Genomic DNA, 16,304 nt, shown 5'->3' with positions numbered 1-16,304 from the left:
AGCCTAAGCGAGGTGCCGAGTGGTGGGGCGAGGACCTTTTGGTTACTTTTGGGTCCTTCCAAAAGTGACCCGCTGTAAGAGCGGAACCATAAGCCGCCGTTACCGCAGCAACGGATATGTACACAGTCAAGACCTTCAAGGCCGCCCCCGAGGAATCGCCTTCTCCACCGAAGGCAACTGCGGCGCCTGCACATCCGGCATCGCCCAACTATGCTCCGGCTGCAACCCCCCTTGCGCCCGCCGCATAAACTCATATCGATTCAACGTAATACTGCGCCCCGCCCCACTGTCCCGAATAATGTAAGGCCGCAAAAACACCATCAGATTGGTCTTGTTCACACTGCGCTTTTCATTCCTGAACAACGCCCCCAACCCCGGAATATCCGACAACCACGGCACCGCATCATTACTCTGGCTATACCCATCCTGCAGCAACCCACCGAGCACCATGATCTGCCCGTCATCCAGCAAAATACTGGTATCGATCGCCCGCTTGTTGGTCACCGTCCCGGCCTCCACCGAAGCCCGCGCATCAACCGTACTGACCTCCTGATAGATATCCAGCTTCACCGTACCGCCTTCGGAAATCTGCGGCCGCACATTCAGCTTCAGCCCCACCTCCTCACGCTGCACCGTCTGAAACGGGTTGTTGCTGGTGCCCCCGCCGCCAGTCACATAACTGCCGGTGACAAACGGAATCGTCTGCCCCACAAAAATACTCGCTGCTTCGTTGTCCAGGGTCAGCAGGTTGGGCGTGGACAGAATGTTGGTGCCACCCTTGCTCTTCAACGCACGCGCCAACACCTTGAGGTCGAGCACCTTGCCGATACCGGGAATATCCACGGTGCCATTGACCAACCCCACGTTCAGGCCCTTGGGCAAGACATCGATACTGGTCTTGCTGGTCGGCGTGCTGTTCACGCCACTGCCGCCGAGGTTCACGCCACCAAACCCGCCCTTGCCACCGAGGTTCCCGGCCTGCCACTGCACGCCAAACTCAGTGGCATCGTCTTCGCCGACTTCCACGATCAGGCTTTCGATCACCACCTGGGCGCGGCGCTGGTCGAGCATGTCGATGACTTCACGCAGGTTGCGGTACAACGGGTCCGGTGCAGAGATCAGCAAGGTGTTGGTGGTGGCGTCGGCCTGGATGGTCACGCCCCCGGCGCTGAACGCGGTGTCCTGATCTTTGGACGTACCACTGGCGGTGTCGGTTGAACCCGTGGATTGACCATAACCGGATTGCACACCACTGCCGGTGGGTGTGCCGCTGCTGTTTTGCGCGTTGCTCGCACCTTGGGTGTTCTTGCCATTGCCGCCCATGGCGCTGAGCTTGCCACGCGCGTCGTCGCTGACGCCGGAATCGCTTTCACCGGTCAGCAACCCGCGCAGCGACTGCGCCAATTTACCCGCCTGGGCGTTACGCAAGTACACCACGTGCATGTTGCTGGGGTTGCTCTGGGCGTTGTCGAGCTTGTAGATCAGGTTACGCGCCAGCTCAGTGCGCTCCGGGCTGCCGGAGCGGATGATGATCGAGTTGGAGCGCGGGTCGCCGATCACGTTGATCTTCTGGGTCTGGTCGGCGCCCTGGGTTTCGAGCAGTTCGGAGACCATGGCCGCGATGTCCACGGCGATGCCGTTCTGCACCATCACCACGTCGGTGTCGATGGCGCTGGGCGTGTCGATGCCGTTGATGATCTGCGCCACCCGCGCCAGGTTTTCCGCGTAGTCGGTGATCACGATGCTGTTGTTGCCGGGGTAGGCGTTGATCGGGTTGTTCGGCGACACGATGGGGCGCAGCACCGGGATCAGGTTCACTGCGTTCTCATATTGCAGGCGGAAGGTGCGGGTCTGCATGCCGCTGCTGCCGGCGCTGTAGATCGGCCCACCGAGCAATTTGGCATCGGCTTCGGGCACCACCTGGGCCACGCCGCCGACGTCAACCACGCTGAAGCCCTGCATGCGCAGCGCCGCCAGCAGCATGTCGTAGGCCTGATGCGCCGGCACCTGGCCTTCGCTGACCAGGGTGAGGTTGCCCTTCACACGCGGGTCTACCAGGAATTGTTGGCCGGTGGCGCGGGACAGCGCGCGGACCACCGCCTGGATATCGGCGTCGACGAAGTTGAGCTGGACTGGCTGGTCACCCAATGGGTTGCGTGCCTTGACCACCGCCGGGGCATGGCCGCGTGCGCTGTTGGTGACCCGGTGTTGCACGGGCGCCTTGGGGGCCGGTTCGCGCAGGCGATCCTGCAAGGTCTCGCCGCTGCTGCGCGTATCAGCAAGCGGTTGGCCAAGTTCGCTGTCTACCAGCAACGGCTTAGTGGCCTCCTGGCTGCTGCACGCACTCAGGGCCAGCACCAGCAACGGCGCGACCAGACGAAACGGGGGAACTGACCACTTCATGAAGCTTCCTTAGCGCCAAGCGCCTGATCCATGCGAACGGTCCCGGACACAGTGCCGGCCGAGTTGTCGACGGTGTCGAGGCTGCGCTGCAATCGCGCCTCGGACACCTCCAGGGAAAACGAACGGGTGTTGCCCAGCAACCAACCCACCACGGCATCGGCCGGCGCGTTGTCGAAGGTCAGCCGCCAACCCGTGGGTTCCAGCGCCTGCAACTGGTAATGGCCTTGCAGACCCGCGCCATCCAAGGCCTGGCGCAGCGTGGTTTCGTCGCCCTGACGGGGCGCGGCGACATCCTGCAACAGCACCTGCAAGGCTGCGGCCTGGGCGCGCAGCTTGGGGGTTTCGGCCTGCCAGTAATCGATCTTCTTCAGCGCGGGCTGCACCAGCACCAGCCAGGTCAGCAAGCTCGCCAGCACCAGCCCGGCACCACCGAGCAGGCGTTTTTCGCGCAGGGCCAGGCCGTTCCAGAGCACTTGGGCCTGGCTGCGCAGTCGCTGCACTTTATTCATCGCCGGCTCCTGGCTTTTCTGCGGCCTGGGCCGGGGCAATCGTCCAGGCATGCTCATCGCGGCTGGCGGTGAAACCGGCCTGGGCCAACGCCGCCTGCCACTCACCTTCGGCGGTCGGGTTACGGCTGTCGGCGAGCAATTCCACATGCAATCGGCCCTGTTCAAAGCTCAGGCTGTCGACGCTGCCGACCATAAACGGCAGGTTGCTACCCGCCAATTGCAGCAGGCTGATGAAGCGTTGGCCGGGATCAGCAGCGGCACCGCTCTGGCGTGCGGCCAATTGCTGACGGGCTTGCTGCAAGGGGTTGAGCACCACCGGCAATTCGGGAAACGCCTGGCGCACCTGCTGGCTCATCAATGCTTTGAAGCGCTGGCCTTCCTCGACCTGGCGCGCGGCATACAGGTTGAGGCCGAGGGCCCAGATGGCGGTGGCGAGCGCGACACACGCGAGCGCCCTGCCCCATCCAACAGTCGAAGGTTGACGCAGACGGCCGTGCAAGCCCCACGGGGGTACCGCTCCACTCCAACGCTGCGCCGCTTCAACCAGTGGTATATCCAGCGCCTGCAAGCCGAGCGGATGCACCGTGCCTTGTTGCAGGCTGTCACGTGTCAACAGATAGCCGTCATCCAACGCCGCAGCGCCCACCGGCAAGGCAAAGGGCGCCGGGTACAGGCCGCGCAGCTTGAATGGCAATTGGGCAATCCGCTCCAACCCGGCCTTGGGTACCCAAGCGACCTGTACGCGCCCATCACTTTCGCGCGGGCCGTGGGCCACCTGCATCTGCTCCGCCGGGCCGAGGATCAGCGCCTGCGCCGCACAGGCCACCGCCGCAGCCGTTTTCGCAGCAGGCAATGGTGGCAACTCCAGGCTGGTGAGCAGGCTGTCGCGCGGGTGCAGGAAACAGTCGACGGCCTGGCGGGACTTGGCCAGTTGCGCCAGGCTCGAATAACCCTCTTCAACCACCACGCCACGCTCCAGCCAGGCAAACGTGACCTGGCTTTCGGCGGTCAATTGATCCAGCGGCGGCAAGCCAATGCGCAAGCGTTTCATACGCCCACCCGCGACCAGATCACGCGTGGCTGACGGTCTTCGGGACGATGCAGCAAAGCATCAAGCGTCACCCGCCGCTGCTCCCGCCTGGCCTGGCCCTGCACGCGAAACCATTCGCTGGTAATGCCCACGTGCACCGAATCCACCTCCACCTGAGGTAAACGCAAACGGTTGACGAAATCCCCACGGTTGATGAACCACTGCCCGCTGTCGCGCTCGGCCACCAACCCATGGGCCTGGGACAGACTGAGCTGCGGCACCACCGCGCTGAGCACTTCGGCACTGGCGGTGTTGCCGTTGACCCAAGTCTGGCCGGGCAACACGCTGATATAGGCCTGCATGCGCTGCAGCACGACGGGGTCGAGCCCTTCGATGCCACTCAGGTCATCCAGGCTGCGCAGCATCGGGTATTTGGCAGGCGGCTCATAAGAAGCAATCACCCGCTGGCTGATGCGCCGGCTCACCGCCGGATCGACACCGATCAGTCGGCACAGCCGTTCGAAGCTCTGCAATTGATCAGCATCCACCTGCTGGCGATTGACCAGATTGCGCAAGTTGAACTTGCCTTGCTCGTCCTCGATCCGCCCCTCAAAGACGCCGCGTTGAACGCGGGCCCAGGGTTGATCGAGGCGCGTCAGCACGTCCTTCTGGCGTGCATCCCAGAGCATCTGTCGGCTGCGCTCAAGGCCACCCTGCAACAGCCATTGGCCCTGGATGCGCAATTGCTCGGCTTCCAGACCACGGGTGAACACGGTCTGGCGCGTGAGCATGGCGCCGGCCAATACCGCAACCACTGCGGCGATCAGCAAGGCGCTGATAATCGCCATGCCGCGCTGCTTCGCCGCTGGGGGCGAATACCGTTTCATGCTGGGCCTTACAGCTGCCAGGAGCCGATATCGGCATTCACACCCTCGCCATCCGGCTGGCCGTCGGCACCAAGGGAGAACACATCCACTTCACCGTTGGCGCCTGGGTTGAGGTAGTGATAAGGGTTGCCCCATGGGTCGTTGGGCAACCGTTCCAGGTAGGCGCGCCAGTTGCTGTTCTTCGCGTCCGCCGGGCGCTCCACCAGCACTTTCAATCCCTGGTTCATGCTGGGGTAGGAACCGTGGTCGAGGCGATAGAGTTTCAGCGCCTGCATCAACCCACCAATGTCCTGCTTGGCCGCCGTGGCCCGTGCCTGGTCCGGCCGGTCCAGCACCTTGGGCACCACCATGGCGGCCAGGATCCCGAGGATGACCACCACCACCATGATCTCGATCAAGGTGAAGCCACGCTGCCCGCGAGGGCCTGGCAATGGGGACGTTAGGCGCGCGATATCCATCTCGACATTCCTTGGCTTGAGTGCAATTCGAGCCGCAGTGTTGCAAGAACACATGTCAGTCGTATTGAAAATCCTCGGGAGTTTCGGTCGCTAATCGGTCAACTGCCGGCGCTAGTCTGCGGGCCTGTTTCCCGGCTTTGAGAGCGCCATGTACGGCCGTCGCAAGGAGCAAGGTTTTACCCTGATCGAGGTGCTGGTGGCCCTGGCGATCATCGCCGTGGCCATGGCCGCCGCCGTGCGCGTGGCTGGGTTGATGACCCAGAGCAACGGCTTGCTGCGGGATAAATCGATCGCGTTGCTGGCAGCGCAGAGTCGCCTGGCAGAACTGCGCCTGGAGGGCCACTTGCGCAGCGGCAAGAAGACCGTCGAGTGCGATCAAGGCCGCCTGAAATTGCGTTGCGAGCAGACCATCAACGCCGATGGCCGCCTGTTTCAGGTCAACCTGCAGGTGCTCGACGCCAGCCGCGAAGCGCCACCCCTGGCGCGGCTGGACACCCAGGTCATGGCCGAGTGAGCAGCGGCAGCGCAGGCCCTTCCGGCAATTTGTCGAGGTTGACGCGCAGCTTCTCGCCACCGCGCTCGATCTCGACTCCATCGCCTTCGATGGCCGTCAATCGCACGCCGGGGCTGAGCCGCTCGCCCAATAGAAAGCTGCGCGGCGGCCCGTCGTTGAGACTGAGGATCGCCACCGCACCACGGGCACCCGCCAGCACACCCGTGACCTTCACCTGCAGCGCCGTCGGCGCATTGGAAAACCATTGCAGCGCCGGGTTATCGCTGCGCGCCGCGAGTGCCTGGGGCGTGGCTTGGGGCGTGTGGGATTCTGCCGTGGTCAGCAGCAGCGGCGTCCATACCGCCACGCCCGCCAGGGAAGCCAGTACACCCAGCGCCTGCACGCCGTGGGCCAGGGTGAAACGAGGGGCAAATGCCATGGGGAGGACCTCCTGTTTGTCCGTCGCTCCAGCCTACAGATCAATTCGCACGCTTTTATTTCACAGACTCCCCAGTTCTCCAGGAAGCCCGCGATGAAACAGCAAGGTTTCACCCTGATCGAGCTGATGGTGGTGCTGGTGATCATCGGCATCGCCAGCGCCGCCATCAGCCTCACGATCAAACCCGACCCGCTGCACCTGCTGCGCAAAGACGCCGAGCGCCTGAGCCAGTTGCTGCAAATCGCCCAGGCCGAAGCCCACGCCGACGGCCGTCCCATCACCTGGCGTGCGGATGCCAAGGGCTTTCGCTTCAACCGCCGTAGCGATGACGGGACGAGCGTGGAGTCTTTCCAGGGCGACACCCAACTGCGGCCGCGTCTCTGGGAAAGCACGCCCATGCAGATCAACATCGAACCCCGGCAAGCCCTGGTGCTCAATGCCGAATGGATCAACCCACCACTGCGGGTGGTGCTGTCCGACGGGCAACACAGCCTCAGCCTGCAACGCGACGCCGCCGGCTTGATGCGCGTAGTGAGTCAACCATGAACACCTCCCAGAAAGGCTTCACCCTGATCGAAGTAATGGTGGCGATCATGCTCATGGCGGTGGTCAGCTTGATTGCCTGGCGCGGGCTGGACAGCGTGACGCGCGCTGATCAGCATTTGCAGGCGAGCAGTGAGCAGACGGAGGTGCTGCTGCGGGCACTGAACCAGATGCAGCGCGACATCAGCTTGCGCGCCAGTGTTGAGCTGGTCGCCACCGATGTGGCGCAAGACGAGGCGCCCAAAACCGAAGGGCTGGCCGCCGTGACCGTGCGCAGCTCCGACAGCAAGGGCTTCAGGCTGGACGTGATCCGCAGCGCTCCGATGGCCGGGGATGGGCTGCAACGCGTGCGCTGGTGGCTCAAGGGCGACTCACTGTATCGCGCAGCCGCTCCGGCACGGGACCGATATCCACTGCCCGCAGCCAAGGATGGGGTGGTGGTATTGACGGGGGTGAGTGACTTGCAGGTGCGGGTGTGGGAAGCGGATAAAGGCTGGCGACAGTTGAGTGGAAATCGTCGGGAAGATCCGCTGGGACTGGAAATCAGTTTGTTGCGGCAGACGCCGCAGGGCATGGAAAAGTATCGGCAGGTGGTGGGGCCGTTGAGGTCTTTGAATTAACTCAACAACACCACCCCACCCGGCAACTCCGTGCACTTGGCCCCATACGCATCGCGAATCAACAACGCCACGCCCGCCAACTGCTGCAAACTGAACCGCGCCTGCACCCGGCGCTGGCCCAGTTCTTTGTTGAGCAATAACAGCATGCCCGGCCGGTAGCGGTTGATCTCATCCACCACCGTCGCCAGCGTGGCGTTGTTGAACACCAAAATCTGTTCACGCCAGGCCACGACCGCCTGGGTGTCTACCGTGGTCACTTCACTGACGCCAGCAATGCCGTAGGTCAGTTGCCGACCGCCATCCAAGCGCACACTGCGTCCGGCGATATCCACCGAGAGCGAGCCCTCGATACAAGTCACGCACACGTTGTGGTCGGTGTTGCGCACGTTGAAGCGTGCCTGCGCCGCGCTCACCCAGCCGTCGCCAGCCTGTACCTTGAGCGGTTGGGCAACGTGGGCGATCACTTCGACTTCACCTTCGACCAGTTCAATGCCCTGCCCCACCCGACTGATGCGGGTCTGGGTGTTGAGTTCCAGGCTGATCCCTTCGCTCAACAGCACTTGGCGCTGCTCACCGACTTCGGTGCGATAGTCCGCCGTGAGCCCGGCAAAGCCACCCGGCACGCCGACGCGCACCATCACCACGGCTGCCGAAGCGGCAATCGCGCCACCGAGGAACGCTCGCCGACCAAAGCTGCGTGGTTGCGCCACCTGGTCGAGGGCCGGTGTGAGGTTTTGCCACAGCACCTTGGCCTGCTCGAATGCCTGGGCATGCTCCGGGCTCTGCGCGCACCAGGCCTTGAGCGCCTTGGCATCGGCCACGGTGGCGCGGCCCGAGGTCAGCAGGAGCAGCCAATCGCGGGCTTCATCGTGCAGGGGGCTGGCGGCGGATGGCCGGGCGTTGGGGAAGCTGAAAATATTCAAGCGCGCACGTACTCACGGATTTATCAGGGACTCGACACTAAGACGGTTTTCCGGCCCCGGGACCGAACCGCTGAATCACTTTTCTTTCGAGGCGCTTGGCACAGTGGCCCAGGGCGGCCTTGATTTCCTTCTCGACCATGCGCGTGGAGATGCCGAAACGCTGGGAAATCTCCAGGTGCGGCGCCTCTTCCAGGCGCGCGGCGATGAGGATTTTGCGGCGGCGTGCCGGCAACTCGTAGAGGGCCTTGACCAGCGACTGGATTTCTTTCTGGCCGCCCACCACCCGCGACGGGTCCTGGGCTTCGTCGGCGCTTTGCAGCAGTTCCTCCACTTCACTGCCGGTGAGCAGGCGCGCATCGGCCTGGCGGCGGTCAGCGGCGATGTTCAGGGCCATGCGGTACAGGTAGGCGTTGGGCTGTTGCAGGTTGGGCGGCACGTCCATGCGGTCGACCCGCAGGTAGGTTTCGTGCAGCACGTCGTTGGCCAGGTCTTCCGAGCCCAGGCGCTTGCGCAAACGCACCTTGAAGTCTTCGTAGGAGGCCAGGAACAAGCTGACCATCGTACTGTGCCCGGTATTTTTCATCCGCCCCAGGTTCCTTTCGCTGCTGTGCATTCCATGCGTGTTCCTGTTGTGTCAGGCATCAGAAGTAAAGTCACCGGTTGGCGCAGTGAACTCGGCGCCGGGCGTTGGACCCGGGCTGCACTCAGGCTGCGTACCAGTGCTTCATCGCGTTGTTCATCGCCGGTGGAGCTGACCAGCCGACTGTGTTCAATCACCCCGTTTGGGTTGACCCATACCTGCACCAATGCCCGAAAACTGCCGGGCCGGGTCAGCGGCGAGCGGCACAAGCTGGTCTCGATGGCTTGCTGCAATGCCGTCGCGTAGCTGTTGTTGATCCGCGCGGCGCTGCGTGTCGCCGCCCCTTTTGTGGGCGGTGGCTGGCTGACCTGCGGGGTCTGCAAGGTAAACGCATCGCTGCGTGCATAACGTGCCATCAGGCCACTCCCTGTCAGCAACATCGCCAGTGCTTCTTGCGCCGTAAAGCGCCCGCGTACCCCGATGGAGCGCCGGCCCCGCGTCAACTCGCGGTCCACCAGCACCGCCATCCCGGTGGCGCGGCTGTAGGCTTGCAGTGCGTGCTCCAGGTCTTGCGCCGGCAGGTCCAACGACAGCAGCAGTGACTCTGCCTGCGCCGCACGACCGCCGGCCAGCAGCAACAGCAAGACCAGGGCGCACATGACGCGCCTCCAGACTCCCTGTTCACCCCCTGCTCTGCATCGCTGCACGGCCGACGCGCCCTAGAAAACCGTCATCCTGAGGCCAGTTTATGAACCTGATGTTACGGTGATAGCAAAAAAAACATCACGGTGACGAGAAGCCCGCTGCACTACACTTTCAAGCCTTAGTGGCCCACTCCTCAGGGCCTGCCAGGAGGCCCGATGAAGCTGTTACCGACCCTCGCCAGCCTGTTGCTGTGCGCTGCCATGCCCGTGCTCGCCCAAGCCGAAAACGCTGCCGGCACGTGCGCAGAAGTCAGCGTGGATGGCTACAAGGCGCCCGACTATGGCTGCCTCAGCCAGCAGATGGGCAACGATACCAATGCGACCAAGGCGGCGAAGAAAAACCGCGAAGCCCAGAACATCCCCGTGGAAAAACGGCCGCCGAACGCGGTGGGTTTATCCACCCCGGCGGCGACCAGCGTGCGCATGGGCAACACGTTCGGGACGTCGGTGAAACCGCAGCGGCCCTGACTACAGCAATGACAGCGGGTAACTGATGATCAAGCGGTTTTCATCGAACTCATTGGTGCTGAAGTCCCGACGCAAGGTCGAATTGCGCCAGCGCACATTGAGGTTTTTGGCCGGTCCGCTCTGCACCACATAGGCCAACTCTGATTCGCGCCCCCATTCTTCACCGTCGGTACGTGCGCCGACGTGGGCATTGCTGCCGCGGATATAGCGTGTCATCAGCGTCAGGCCAGGCAAGCCTTGGGCGGCGAAGTCATAGTCGTAGCGCAGTTGCCAGGAGCGCTCTTTGGCGGCGTCGTAGCTGGAGTTGTAGCTGTCATTGGCCAGGCTGGTGCCGGCGGTACCATTGACGCGCATCCAGCCGTTGTCGCCGGACATCCGTTGCAGCCCGACATAGACCGTATGAGCGCCGGTTTTGGCCGAAAGCATGGCCGATAAAGCGCGGTTCTCCAGGTTGCCGGCCAATGCCTTGCCGTTCTCTTCACCGGAGAAGAACCCCAGGTTGGCGCCCAACACCCAGCCGCCCACGGGTTGGCTGTGGGTCAAGTTGAAATAGCGTTGCTGGTAGATGTCGGCCAGTTCTGAATACCAGGCGCCGACCTGGGTTTTTTTGTCGTTGAACAGGTACTCGGCACCGCCGAAGTTGAAGCGGTCGGAGGTGACATCCGGGCGACCGGCCATGAACATGTCTTCCATGCTGGCATCGTTACGTGGGCTGTTGGCGCGGAATTGGCCGCCGTAAAGGGTCACGCCGCTGAATTCTTTCGAGGTCAACTGCGCGCCGCGAAAGGTCTGGGTCAGCGAGCGGCCATCGTCAGAACGCAGCACCGGCAAAGTCGGCGCCCATTCACCGGCCTTGAGTTCGGTGTTCGACAGCTTGGCCTTGAACGCCACGCCGAGCCGGCCGAAATCGTCCGCCGGGCGCCCATCGTCATGCACCGGCAGCAATTGGGTATTGGCGGTGCCTTTGCCGCCATCGAGCTTCAGCGAATATAGCCCCAGCACGTCCACACCAAAGCCGACCACGCCTGCTGTGTAGCCGGAGCGCGCGTCAAGGATAAAGCTCTGGGTCCACTCCTCAGCCTTGGCCTGGGGGTAGTTGCCATCGACAAAGTTGCGGTTCAGGTAAAAATTACGCAGGTTCAGCGAGGCTTTGCCGTCTTCCAGGAAGCCATCGGCGTAACTGCTGGCGGCGCTGAAGACAAGGCAAGTGAACACAACAGGGTTGGAGCGCAAAAGGATCTTCATTTTTATTATTCCTTTCTGGGAGGCAAACGCCTCCCGTCGCAGATAACCGGTATCTGCTGGCTAGAGTGTTGAGGCGAGGTGTTGCGGGTTTAGTGGCCGGTCAGCGCGATGATTGCAGGCACCGTCAGGACCGCGGTGTAGTAGCCCATGAATTGCACGCCGATGTTGAACCCCAGGAAGCGCGCCAGGAACCCGCCGAGCAAGCCCACGGTGATGATCACCATTAGCCCGAGCAGCCCGCCTTCCCAGATACCGATCACCAGCACCAGGCCGATAAAGGTCGCAATCACCGCCTCATGACTGATCTTGCGCACCACATAAGCCGCCGCGCCGTGGGCGAAGTTCATGGTGAAGGGGTAAGCCACCAGGATCGCCACGATCACCGCAAGCATGCCGTAGCCGAGGAACTCCCAGGTGTTGAGCAGGTTATGCAGGTTGTTGATTTCACCGGTGGCGTTGTCGACGAAAAACCGTGGTGGCGCGTTGAACAACGGCGCAGCCGGGCCCGCTGCCACCGGGCTCAGGGGCAAACCGAATGCCATCAGCGGGATCAGAGTTTCAGCGATGTAGGTCGACTCGGTCACCCCGTTGCGCGCGGTGATCACCGTGGTCAGGCGGTCATAGGCATGCTTGATCCGCGAACCAATCACTTCGCCCATGATCACCGTCATCGCCACAGGGCTGAACACGAAGGTAGCGCTGGACACGCTGGCGGCCATGGCCGTCACACGCACCTGGCGCGGGTTGATGACCTTGAACGGGTTGGGGAAATAGCCACTCCAGCCCTTCACGTCCGGTGCCAGGGAAAACACCCGGTACTGATCGCGCCGCATGCGCTGGCGCTCGCTGGGAGCCAATAGCGAAAACAGCGAGGCAATCAGCGGCGCCACGGCAATACCCAGGAAGTAGCTCACCGACAGCTTGACCCCGTATTGCCCCGTCAGCGATTGCAGCGCCACGATCACCACCACGAACGGCACCAGAGCCAGCACTGCGGCCCAACGGCCCGCCGAGAAGTAGGCGATGGTAAATGCAGCGCACAGAAACACCCAAGGCGCGAACTGCTTGATCACCCCGCCAAACGGCGCCAGCAACACGGCGAACAGCACCGACAACGGCACCGCAATCAAGGCCGCCACCGCTCCGCCGGAGATCATCTTGCGCAGGGCTATATGCGGCACACCGAGCTTGCGCAGGTAGTTCGCATCGGCAAGCAACGCCGTGGCCGAAGTGTCGCCGGGAATCCCCAGCAACGCGGTGGGCACGGCATGGGTCATGTGCTTGGCGACGGCTCCAGCGAGAAAGAACGTCAGCACCCCGGCTGGAGGCGCACCGAGGAGCACCACCAGCATGGTCAGGGGCGCCAGGGTGGTGGTTTCGTCAGTACCGGAGACCAGGCCGATGGCGGCAAACACTACCGCGCCGAGCAGCCCGAGGGCGAAGGCCATCATGATTTCATGCAACAAGATGTCCATCACCCACGCCCTCCGCTGAGGCTGGCCGTAAGTACGGGCGCCGCCGCGACGGGCACATTTTCTTCGCGAGCCTGGGCTTCGCGGAACAACTCATACAGCTCCAATTCACGCAGTTCCGCGATCACCTCGGCGGACAGGTCTTCCAGGCGTCCCAGGCTGCCGTACTCCTTGAGCAGATCGGCCACCACTTGCTCGCGAAAGCTCTGGTCGGCGACGTTTTCCTGTACATCGCGCTTGGGCGCAAACAGCCTGGCACTGATCGCGCCGCCGGCGAGACAGCCGAGAATGCCGATCAACATGGCGTAGGCACGCGCCATCTGCGCCGACTCCACCACGTAGTGCAACAGGTGTTGCGCCGCAAAATACGCGCCGAGGCTGACCACTGCGCCAATGCCAATGGACAGCGCCAGGTGACGCGCGTCAATGGTGTCGCCCCAGACTTCATACAGGTGTTGCTTGTCCGGCGGTAAAAGGGGTTGCTGCATGGTGCCCTCCGGCCCTTTCGGGCTTGTTGTTTTTATAAGGGGGGTGAAGCTTCAGGTCTTGCGAACCGTGGCGCGACCCACCGTGGTCGCCTGGCCCTGTTGATTGACTAGCTGCAACAGCAACGTGATGCAGTTGCCCTCCACCGCCTGGATTTCACCCTTGGCGGTAAACACATCGCCCACATAGGCGGCGCGACGGTTGCTGTACTCGAACGCCACCAGTTCGTCCGCGTCCTCCATCCAGTCGTAGAGCAACTGCGTCAACCAGTCACCCTGCAACGGGCCGTCCACCAACAGCGCCGGGTGGCCCTCGCTTTCCCGGGCGTAGGCCAGGTCGTAGTGAATGCGGTGTGCGTTCCAGATCGCCGCGTTGTACAGGAACAACTGGACCGTACCCGGTGAGTATTGGCGTTCGGGCAACGCCTGGCCGATTTCGATCGGGGGCATGGTTACCTCGCTATCCGGGTCAGGTGTTCGATCACCAGCGGCTCGCCCGCCTCGCTTTCGAAGCGGTTTTCGAACACCAGGAAAATCAACGGTCCGTCACTGCCTTGTTTTTCATGGATATCCACCACTGTCTGGCGGCAAACCAGCACATCACCCGGATAAATACGCCGGTGCACCTGATAGCGGCTGCCCCCGGCCAGAATACGTTTGAGTGGCAGTTCCGGCAGCAGCGCGTTATCCGGAAAGTGGCCGTCTTCACGCAGTTGATCCAGTGGCAATACCGGCATCAGCACGCTGAACAGAAACATCAGCGGCGCCTCATCTCCTGCCAGGAATCGCGCCTGGCGCTGGCCGGTGGCAGCCGCGTATTTGCGGATGTCCTGGCGACTGACTTCAAAGCGTACCGGCGGCAATGCCAGGCCGATACACGCCTTGATCTCGGCGGTAAGCAGGCTCAAATCACACCTCGCGCGACCAAGTCGTCGTATTGCGCCTGATCCAGGCCCAGCCATTCACGGTAAATCTGTTGGTTGTGCTGGCCGACGCCAGGGGCGCTGGCGCCTTTCTCCAAGGTGCCACCGGAAAGCTTCACCGGGTTGCCGAACACCTCGAAATGCGCGCCCTGGCATTCGACGCTGACGACCATGTCGCGCTCACGCACATGGGGATCGGCCACCACTTCATCCATGCTCTTGATCGGTGACAACGGGAAGCGGTCGCCGGTCAGGGCCTCCAGCTCGGCCTTGGTGTAGGCGGCGCACCAACCTTCGACGATGGGCTTGACCCGCCGCAGGTAGGTGGCGTGGTCAAAACGCTTGGCCATGGTGTCGATTTCCGGGTCACTGGCCAGGGCCGCATCACCAAACGCATGGCAGGCCTCGCGCCAGAATTTGTCGGTGTAGGCACCGAAGAAGACGAAGCCGTCCTTGCACGCATAACGACCGTAAGGCTTGACGAAGGGATGGCCGTTGCCAGTAGGCCCGACCACTTCGCCGGTTTCGGTGTAGGTGACCAGGGCGTTTTCGGTCAGGGAGATGATCGAATCCTGCTGGGACACGTCCACCAATTGGCCCTGACCGCTGCGCTCGGCCTCACGCAGGGCCCCAAGGGTTCCGATAGCGGCATACAGCGCCGCCGACAAATCCCCCAGCACCGTGCCGACACGCATAGGTTCTTCGACAGTGCCATTCATCGACCACAACCCACCAGAGGCCTGGGCGCTGCTGTCAAACGCCGGGCGTGATGAGTTGGGCCCATGCTGGCCGAAGCCACTGATGGCGGTAAACACCAGCGCCGGGTTGACCGCCTTGAGAACCGCGTAGCCCAGGCCCAGCTTGTCCATGGTACCGGGGCGGAAGTTCTCGATAACGATATCGGCCTTGCGCACCATGTCCAGGAAGGTTGCCTTGCCGTGCGGATGCTTGAGGTCCAGGCACACCGCCTGTTTGTTGCGATTGAACTGCGCGAAAAAGCCGCTGACCGGCGCGCTGACGCTGCGGCTCATGGGCGGGAATTCGCGGGTCAGGTCGGGATCGGTGGGGTGCTCGATCTTGATCACGCTGGCGCCCATGTCCGCCAGCAGCATGGCGCAATAAGGCCCTGCCACCACGCGGGTGAGGTCGAGTATGGTCACGCCCTTGAGCGGCCCGAAGCCGGCCAAGGTGGTTGCGAGAGGGTTCATGGGTGCTCCACGTATTGTTATTGGATGCGTGCGCGCAGTGCCTTGGCAACCCGCGACGCGCCGCTGCGGTGCAGCTGGCTATCAATAAAGACGCCTACCTCGATCAATTGTGCAAGGTCGACGCCCGTGGCGATGCCTTGGCCTTCAAACAGGTACACCAGCTCTTCAGTCGCTACGTTGCCAGTGGCGCCCGGTGAGTAAGGGCAACCCCCCAGGCCGGAGACAGAGCTGTCGAACACGCGAACGCCGGCCTGCCAAGCGGCCTGCACATTGGCCACGGCCATGCCATAGGTGTCATGGAAGTGCCCGGCCAATGCGCTGAGCGGCACTGCGTCGGCGCAGGCCTCGATCAATCGCGCGGTTGCCCCTGGCGTGCCGGTGCCAATCGTGTCGCCCAGGCTGATTTCATAGCAGCCCATGGTGTACAGGGCCTTGCTGACGGCGACCACTTGTTCGACGGGGACCGCGCCGGTAAACGGGCAGCCCAGCACACAGGACACGTAGCCGCGCACGGCAACGCCCGCCTCCAGGGCTTTGGCGAGCACCGGCTCGAAGCGCTCCAGGCTCTGGGCGATCGAACAGTTGATGTTCTTCTGCGAAAACGCCTCGGACGCGGCGGCGAACACCGCCACCTCACGGCAACCGGCGGCCAGGGCCATGTCCAGGCCTTGCAGGTTGGGCACCAACGCGGTGTAGGTCACGCCGGTGCGCTGGCCGAGGCCGCGCAGCACGGCATCGGAATTGGCCATTTGCGGCACCCACCGCGGCGACACAAAGGCGCCCGCCTCGAGGGTGCGCAAACCGGCATCGGCCAAGCGCTCCACCAGGGCGATTCGAGTGTCTACCGACAGGCTACGCGCTTCATTCTGCAAGCCGTCGCGCGCGCCCACCTCGACCAGCCGAACGCTGTCCAT

The 16,304-nt window shown here is 63.0% G+C and carries 20 protein-coding genes; 4 read left to right on the top strand and 16 right to left on the bottom strand.

Translation table 11 applies throughout. From position 1 onward, the window contains the following. Positions 1 to 135 precede the first annotated feature (135 nt). From gspD to gspG, 5 genes are read right to left on the bottom strand one after another with little or no spacing between them, the layout of a single operon-like run. On the bottom strand, positions 136 to 2,403 hold the full coding sequence (gspD, locus tag HX868_RS11495; protein WP_177002942.1) for a type II secretion system secretin GspD: 2,268 nt from the start codon (positions 2,401 to 2,403) through the stop codon (positions 136 to 138). Then, entirely contained in the window at positions 2,400 to 2,912 is a 513-nt protein-coding gene (gene gspM, locus HX868_RS11490; protein ID WP_177002941.1) for a type II secretion system protein GspM, read from the bottom strand. Before gspM ends, gspD begins: the two co-directional genes overlap by 4 nt. Next, a complete protein-coding gene (gene gspL / locus HX868_RS11485; RefSeq protein WP_177002940.1) occupies positions 2,905 to 3,963 on the bottom strand; it encodes a type II secretion system protein GspL in 1,059 nt (352 codons plus the stop codon). The genes gspM and gspL overlap by 8 nt, the downstream gene beginning before the upstream one ends. Then, entirely contained in the window at positions 3,960 to 4,829 is an 870-nt protein-coding gene (gene gspK, locus HX868_RS11480; protein ID WP_177002939.1) for a type II secretion system minor pseudopilin GspK, read from the bottom strand. Before gspK ends, gspL begins: the two co-directional genes overlap by 4 nt. An 8-nt stretch (positions 4,830 to 4,837) precedes the next feature. After that, the gene (gspG, locus tag HX868_RS11475) at positions 4,838 to 5,287 is read right to left on the bottom strand and encodes a type II secretion system major pseudopilin GspG (protein ID WP_016980111.1); all 450 of its coding nucleotides are present in this window, start codon (positions 5,285 to 5,287) and stop codon (positions 4,838 to 4,840) included. Between the two features lie 148 nt (positions 5,288 to 5,435). On the opposite strand from gspG, the gene gspI reads away from it, so the two are divergent. Next, positions 5,436 to 5,801: a type II secretion system minor pseudopilin GspI gene (gene gspI / locus HX868_RS11470; RefSeq protein WP_177002938.1), complete on the top strand. Its 366-nt coding sequence runs from the start codon at positions 5,436 to 5,438 to the stop codon at positions 5,799 to 5,801. Here gspI and HX868_RS11465 read toward each other — a convergent pair. Next, positions 5,788 to 6,219, bottom strand: a complete 432-nt coding sequence (locus HX868_RS11465; RefSeq protein ID WP_177002937.1) for a type II secretion system protein N — start codon at positions 6,217 to 6,219, stop codon at positions 5,788 to 5,790. The two genes, gspI and HX868_RS11465, sit on opposite strands and share 14 nt — an antisense overlap. A 93-nt stretch (positions 6,220 to 6,312) precedes the next feature. Between HX868_RS11465 and gspH the strand changes: the two genes are divergently transcribed. Both gspH and HX868_RS11455 read left to right on the top strand, forming a co-directional pair. Continuing rightward, positions 6,313 to 6,765 carry a type II secretion system minor pseudopilin GspH gene (gene gspH / locus HX868_RS11460; RefSeq protein WP_177002936.1) on the top strand — a complete coding sequence of 151 codons (453 nt, stop codon included), beginning with the start codon at positions 6,313 to 6,315 and terminating at the stop codon, positions 6,763 to 6,765. Then, positions 6,762 to 7,382, top strand: coding sequence for a prepilin-type N-terminal cleavage/methylation domain-containing protein (locus HX868_RS11455; protein WP_177002935.1), 621 nt, complete (start codon positions 6,762 to 6,764; stop codon positions 7,380 to 7,382). Before gspH ends, HX868_RS11455 begins: the two co-directional genes overlap by 4 nt. Here the strand turns inward: HX868_RS11455 and HX868_RS11450 are convergent. Genes HX868_RS11450 through HX868_RS11440 form a run of 3 tightly spaced genes read right to left on the bottom strand, consistent with a single transcriptional unit; the run spans position 7,379 to position 9,544 of the window. Next, on the bottom strand, positions 7,379 to 8,305 hold the full coding sequence (locus HX868_RS11450) for a FecR family protein (protein ID WP_177002934.1): 927 nt from the start codon (positions 8,303 to 8,305) through the stop codon (positions 7,379 to 7,381). The genes HX868_RS11455 and HX868_RS11450 overlap by 4 nt on opposite strands. Positions 8,306 to 8,342: 37 nt before the next feature. Beyond that, entirely contained in the window at positions 8,343 to 8,888 is a 546-nt protein-coding gene (locus HX868_RS11445; protein ID WP_016980117.1) for an RNA polymerase sigma factor, read from the bottom strand. Further along, a complete protein-coding gene (locus tag HX868_RS11440; RefSeq protein WP_177002933.1) occupies positions 8,885 to 9,544 on the bottom strand; it encodes a TonB family protein in 660 nt (219 codons plus the stop codon). The genes HX868_RS11445 and HX868_RS11440 overlap by 4 nt, the downstream gene beginning before the upstream one ends. A 201-nt stretch (positions 9,545 to 9,745) precedes the next feature. Between HX868_RS11440 and HX868_RS11435 the strand changes: the two genes are divergently transcribed. After that, positions 9,746 to 10,057, top strand: a complete 312-nt coding sequence (locus HX868_RS11435; protein WP_177002932.1) for a hypothetical protein — start codon at positions 9,746 to 9,748, stop codon at positions 10,055 to 10,057. On the opposite strand, the gene HX868_RS11430 is transcribed toward HX868_RS11435, so the two are convergent. The 7 genes from HX868_RS11430 to HX868_RS11400 all read right to left on the bottom strand — a co-directional run bounded on the left by HX868_RS11430 (position 10,058) and on the right by HX868_RS11400 (position 16,304). After that, positions 10,058 to 11,302 carry an OprD family porin gene (locus HX868_RS11430; protein ID WP_177002931.1) on the bottom strand — a complete coding sequence of 415 codons (1,245 nt, stop codon included), beginning with the start codon at positions 11,300 to 11,302 and terminating at the stop codon, positions 10,058 to 10,060. A gap of 89 nt (positions 11,303 to 11,391) precedes the next feature. Then, the gene (locus HX868_RS11425) at positions 11,392 to 12,777 is read right to left on the bottom strand and encodes a tripartite tricarboxylate transporter permease (RefSeq protein ID WP_177002930.1); all 1,386 of its coding nucleotides are present in this window, start codon (positions 12,775 to 12,777) and stop codon (positions 11,392 to 11,394) included. Further along, a complete protein-coding gene (locus tag HX868_RS11420) occupies positions 12,777 to 13,262 on the bottom strand; it encodes a hypothetical protein (protein ID WP_177002929.1) in 486 nt (161 codons plus the stop codon). Before HX868_RS11420 ends, HX868_RS11425 begins: the two co-directional genes overlap by 1 nt. 51 nt (positions 13,263 to 13,313) lie before the next feature. Continuing rightward, the gene (locus tag HX868_RS11415) at positions 13,314 to 13,709 is read right to left on the bottom strand and encodes a hotdog family protein (RefSeq protein ID WP_177002928.1); all 396 of its coding nucleotides are present in this window, start codon (positions 13,707 to 13,709) and stop codon (positions 13,314 to 13,316) included. Positions 13,710 to 13,711: 2 nt separating this feature from the next. After that, the gene (locus HX868_RS11410; RefSeq protein WP_177002927.1) at positions 13,712 to 14,167 is read right to left on the bottom strand and encodes an FAS1-like dehydratase domain-containing protein; all 456 of its coding nucleotides are present in this window, start codon (positions 14,165 to 14,167) and stop codon (positions 13,712 to 13,714) included. Beyond that, entirely contained in the window at positions 14,164 to 15,390 is a 1,227-nt protein-coding gene (locus HX868_RS11405) for a CaiB/BaiF CoA transferase family protein (RefSeq protein ID WP_177002926.1), read from the bottom strand. Before HX868_RS11405 ends, HX868_RS11410 begins: the two co-directional genes overlap by 4 nt. A 17-nt stretch (positions 15,391 to 15,407) precedes the next feature. Next, on the bottom strand, positions 15,408 to 16,304 hold the full coding sequence (locus HX868_RS11400) for a hydroxymethylglutaryl-CoA lyase (protein WP_123474086.1): 897 nt from the start codon (positions 16,302 to 16,304) through the stop codon (positions 15,408 to 15,410).

The organism is Pseudomonas reactans (assembly GCF_013385825.1).
GTDB classification, from domain to species: domain Bacteria; phylum Pseudomonadota; class Gammaproteobacteria; order Pseudomonadales; family Pseudomonadaceae; genus Aquipseudomonas; species Aquipseudomonas reactans.
This window is presented reverse-complemented; position numbering and strand designations above follow the sequence as displayed.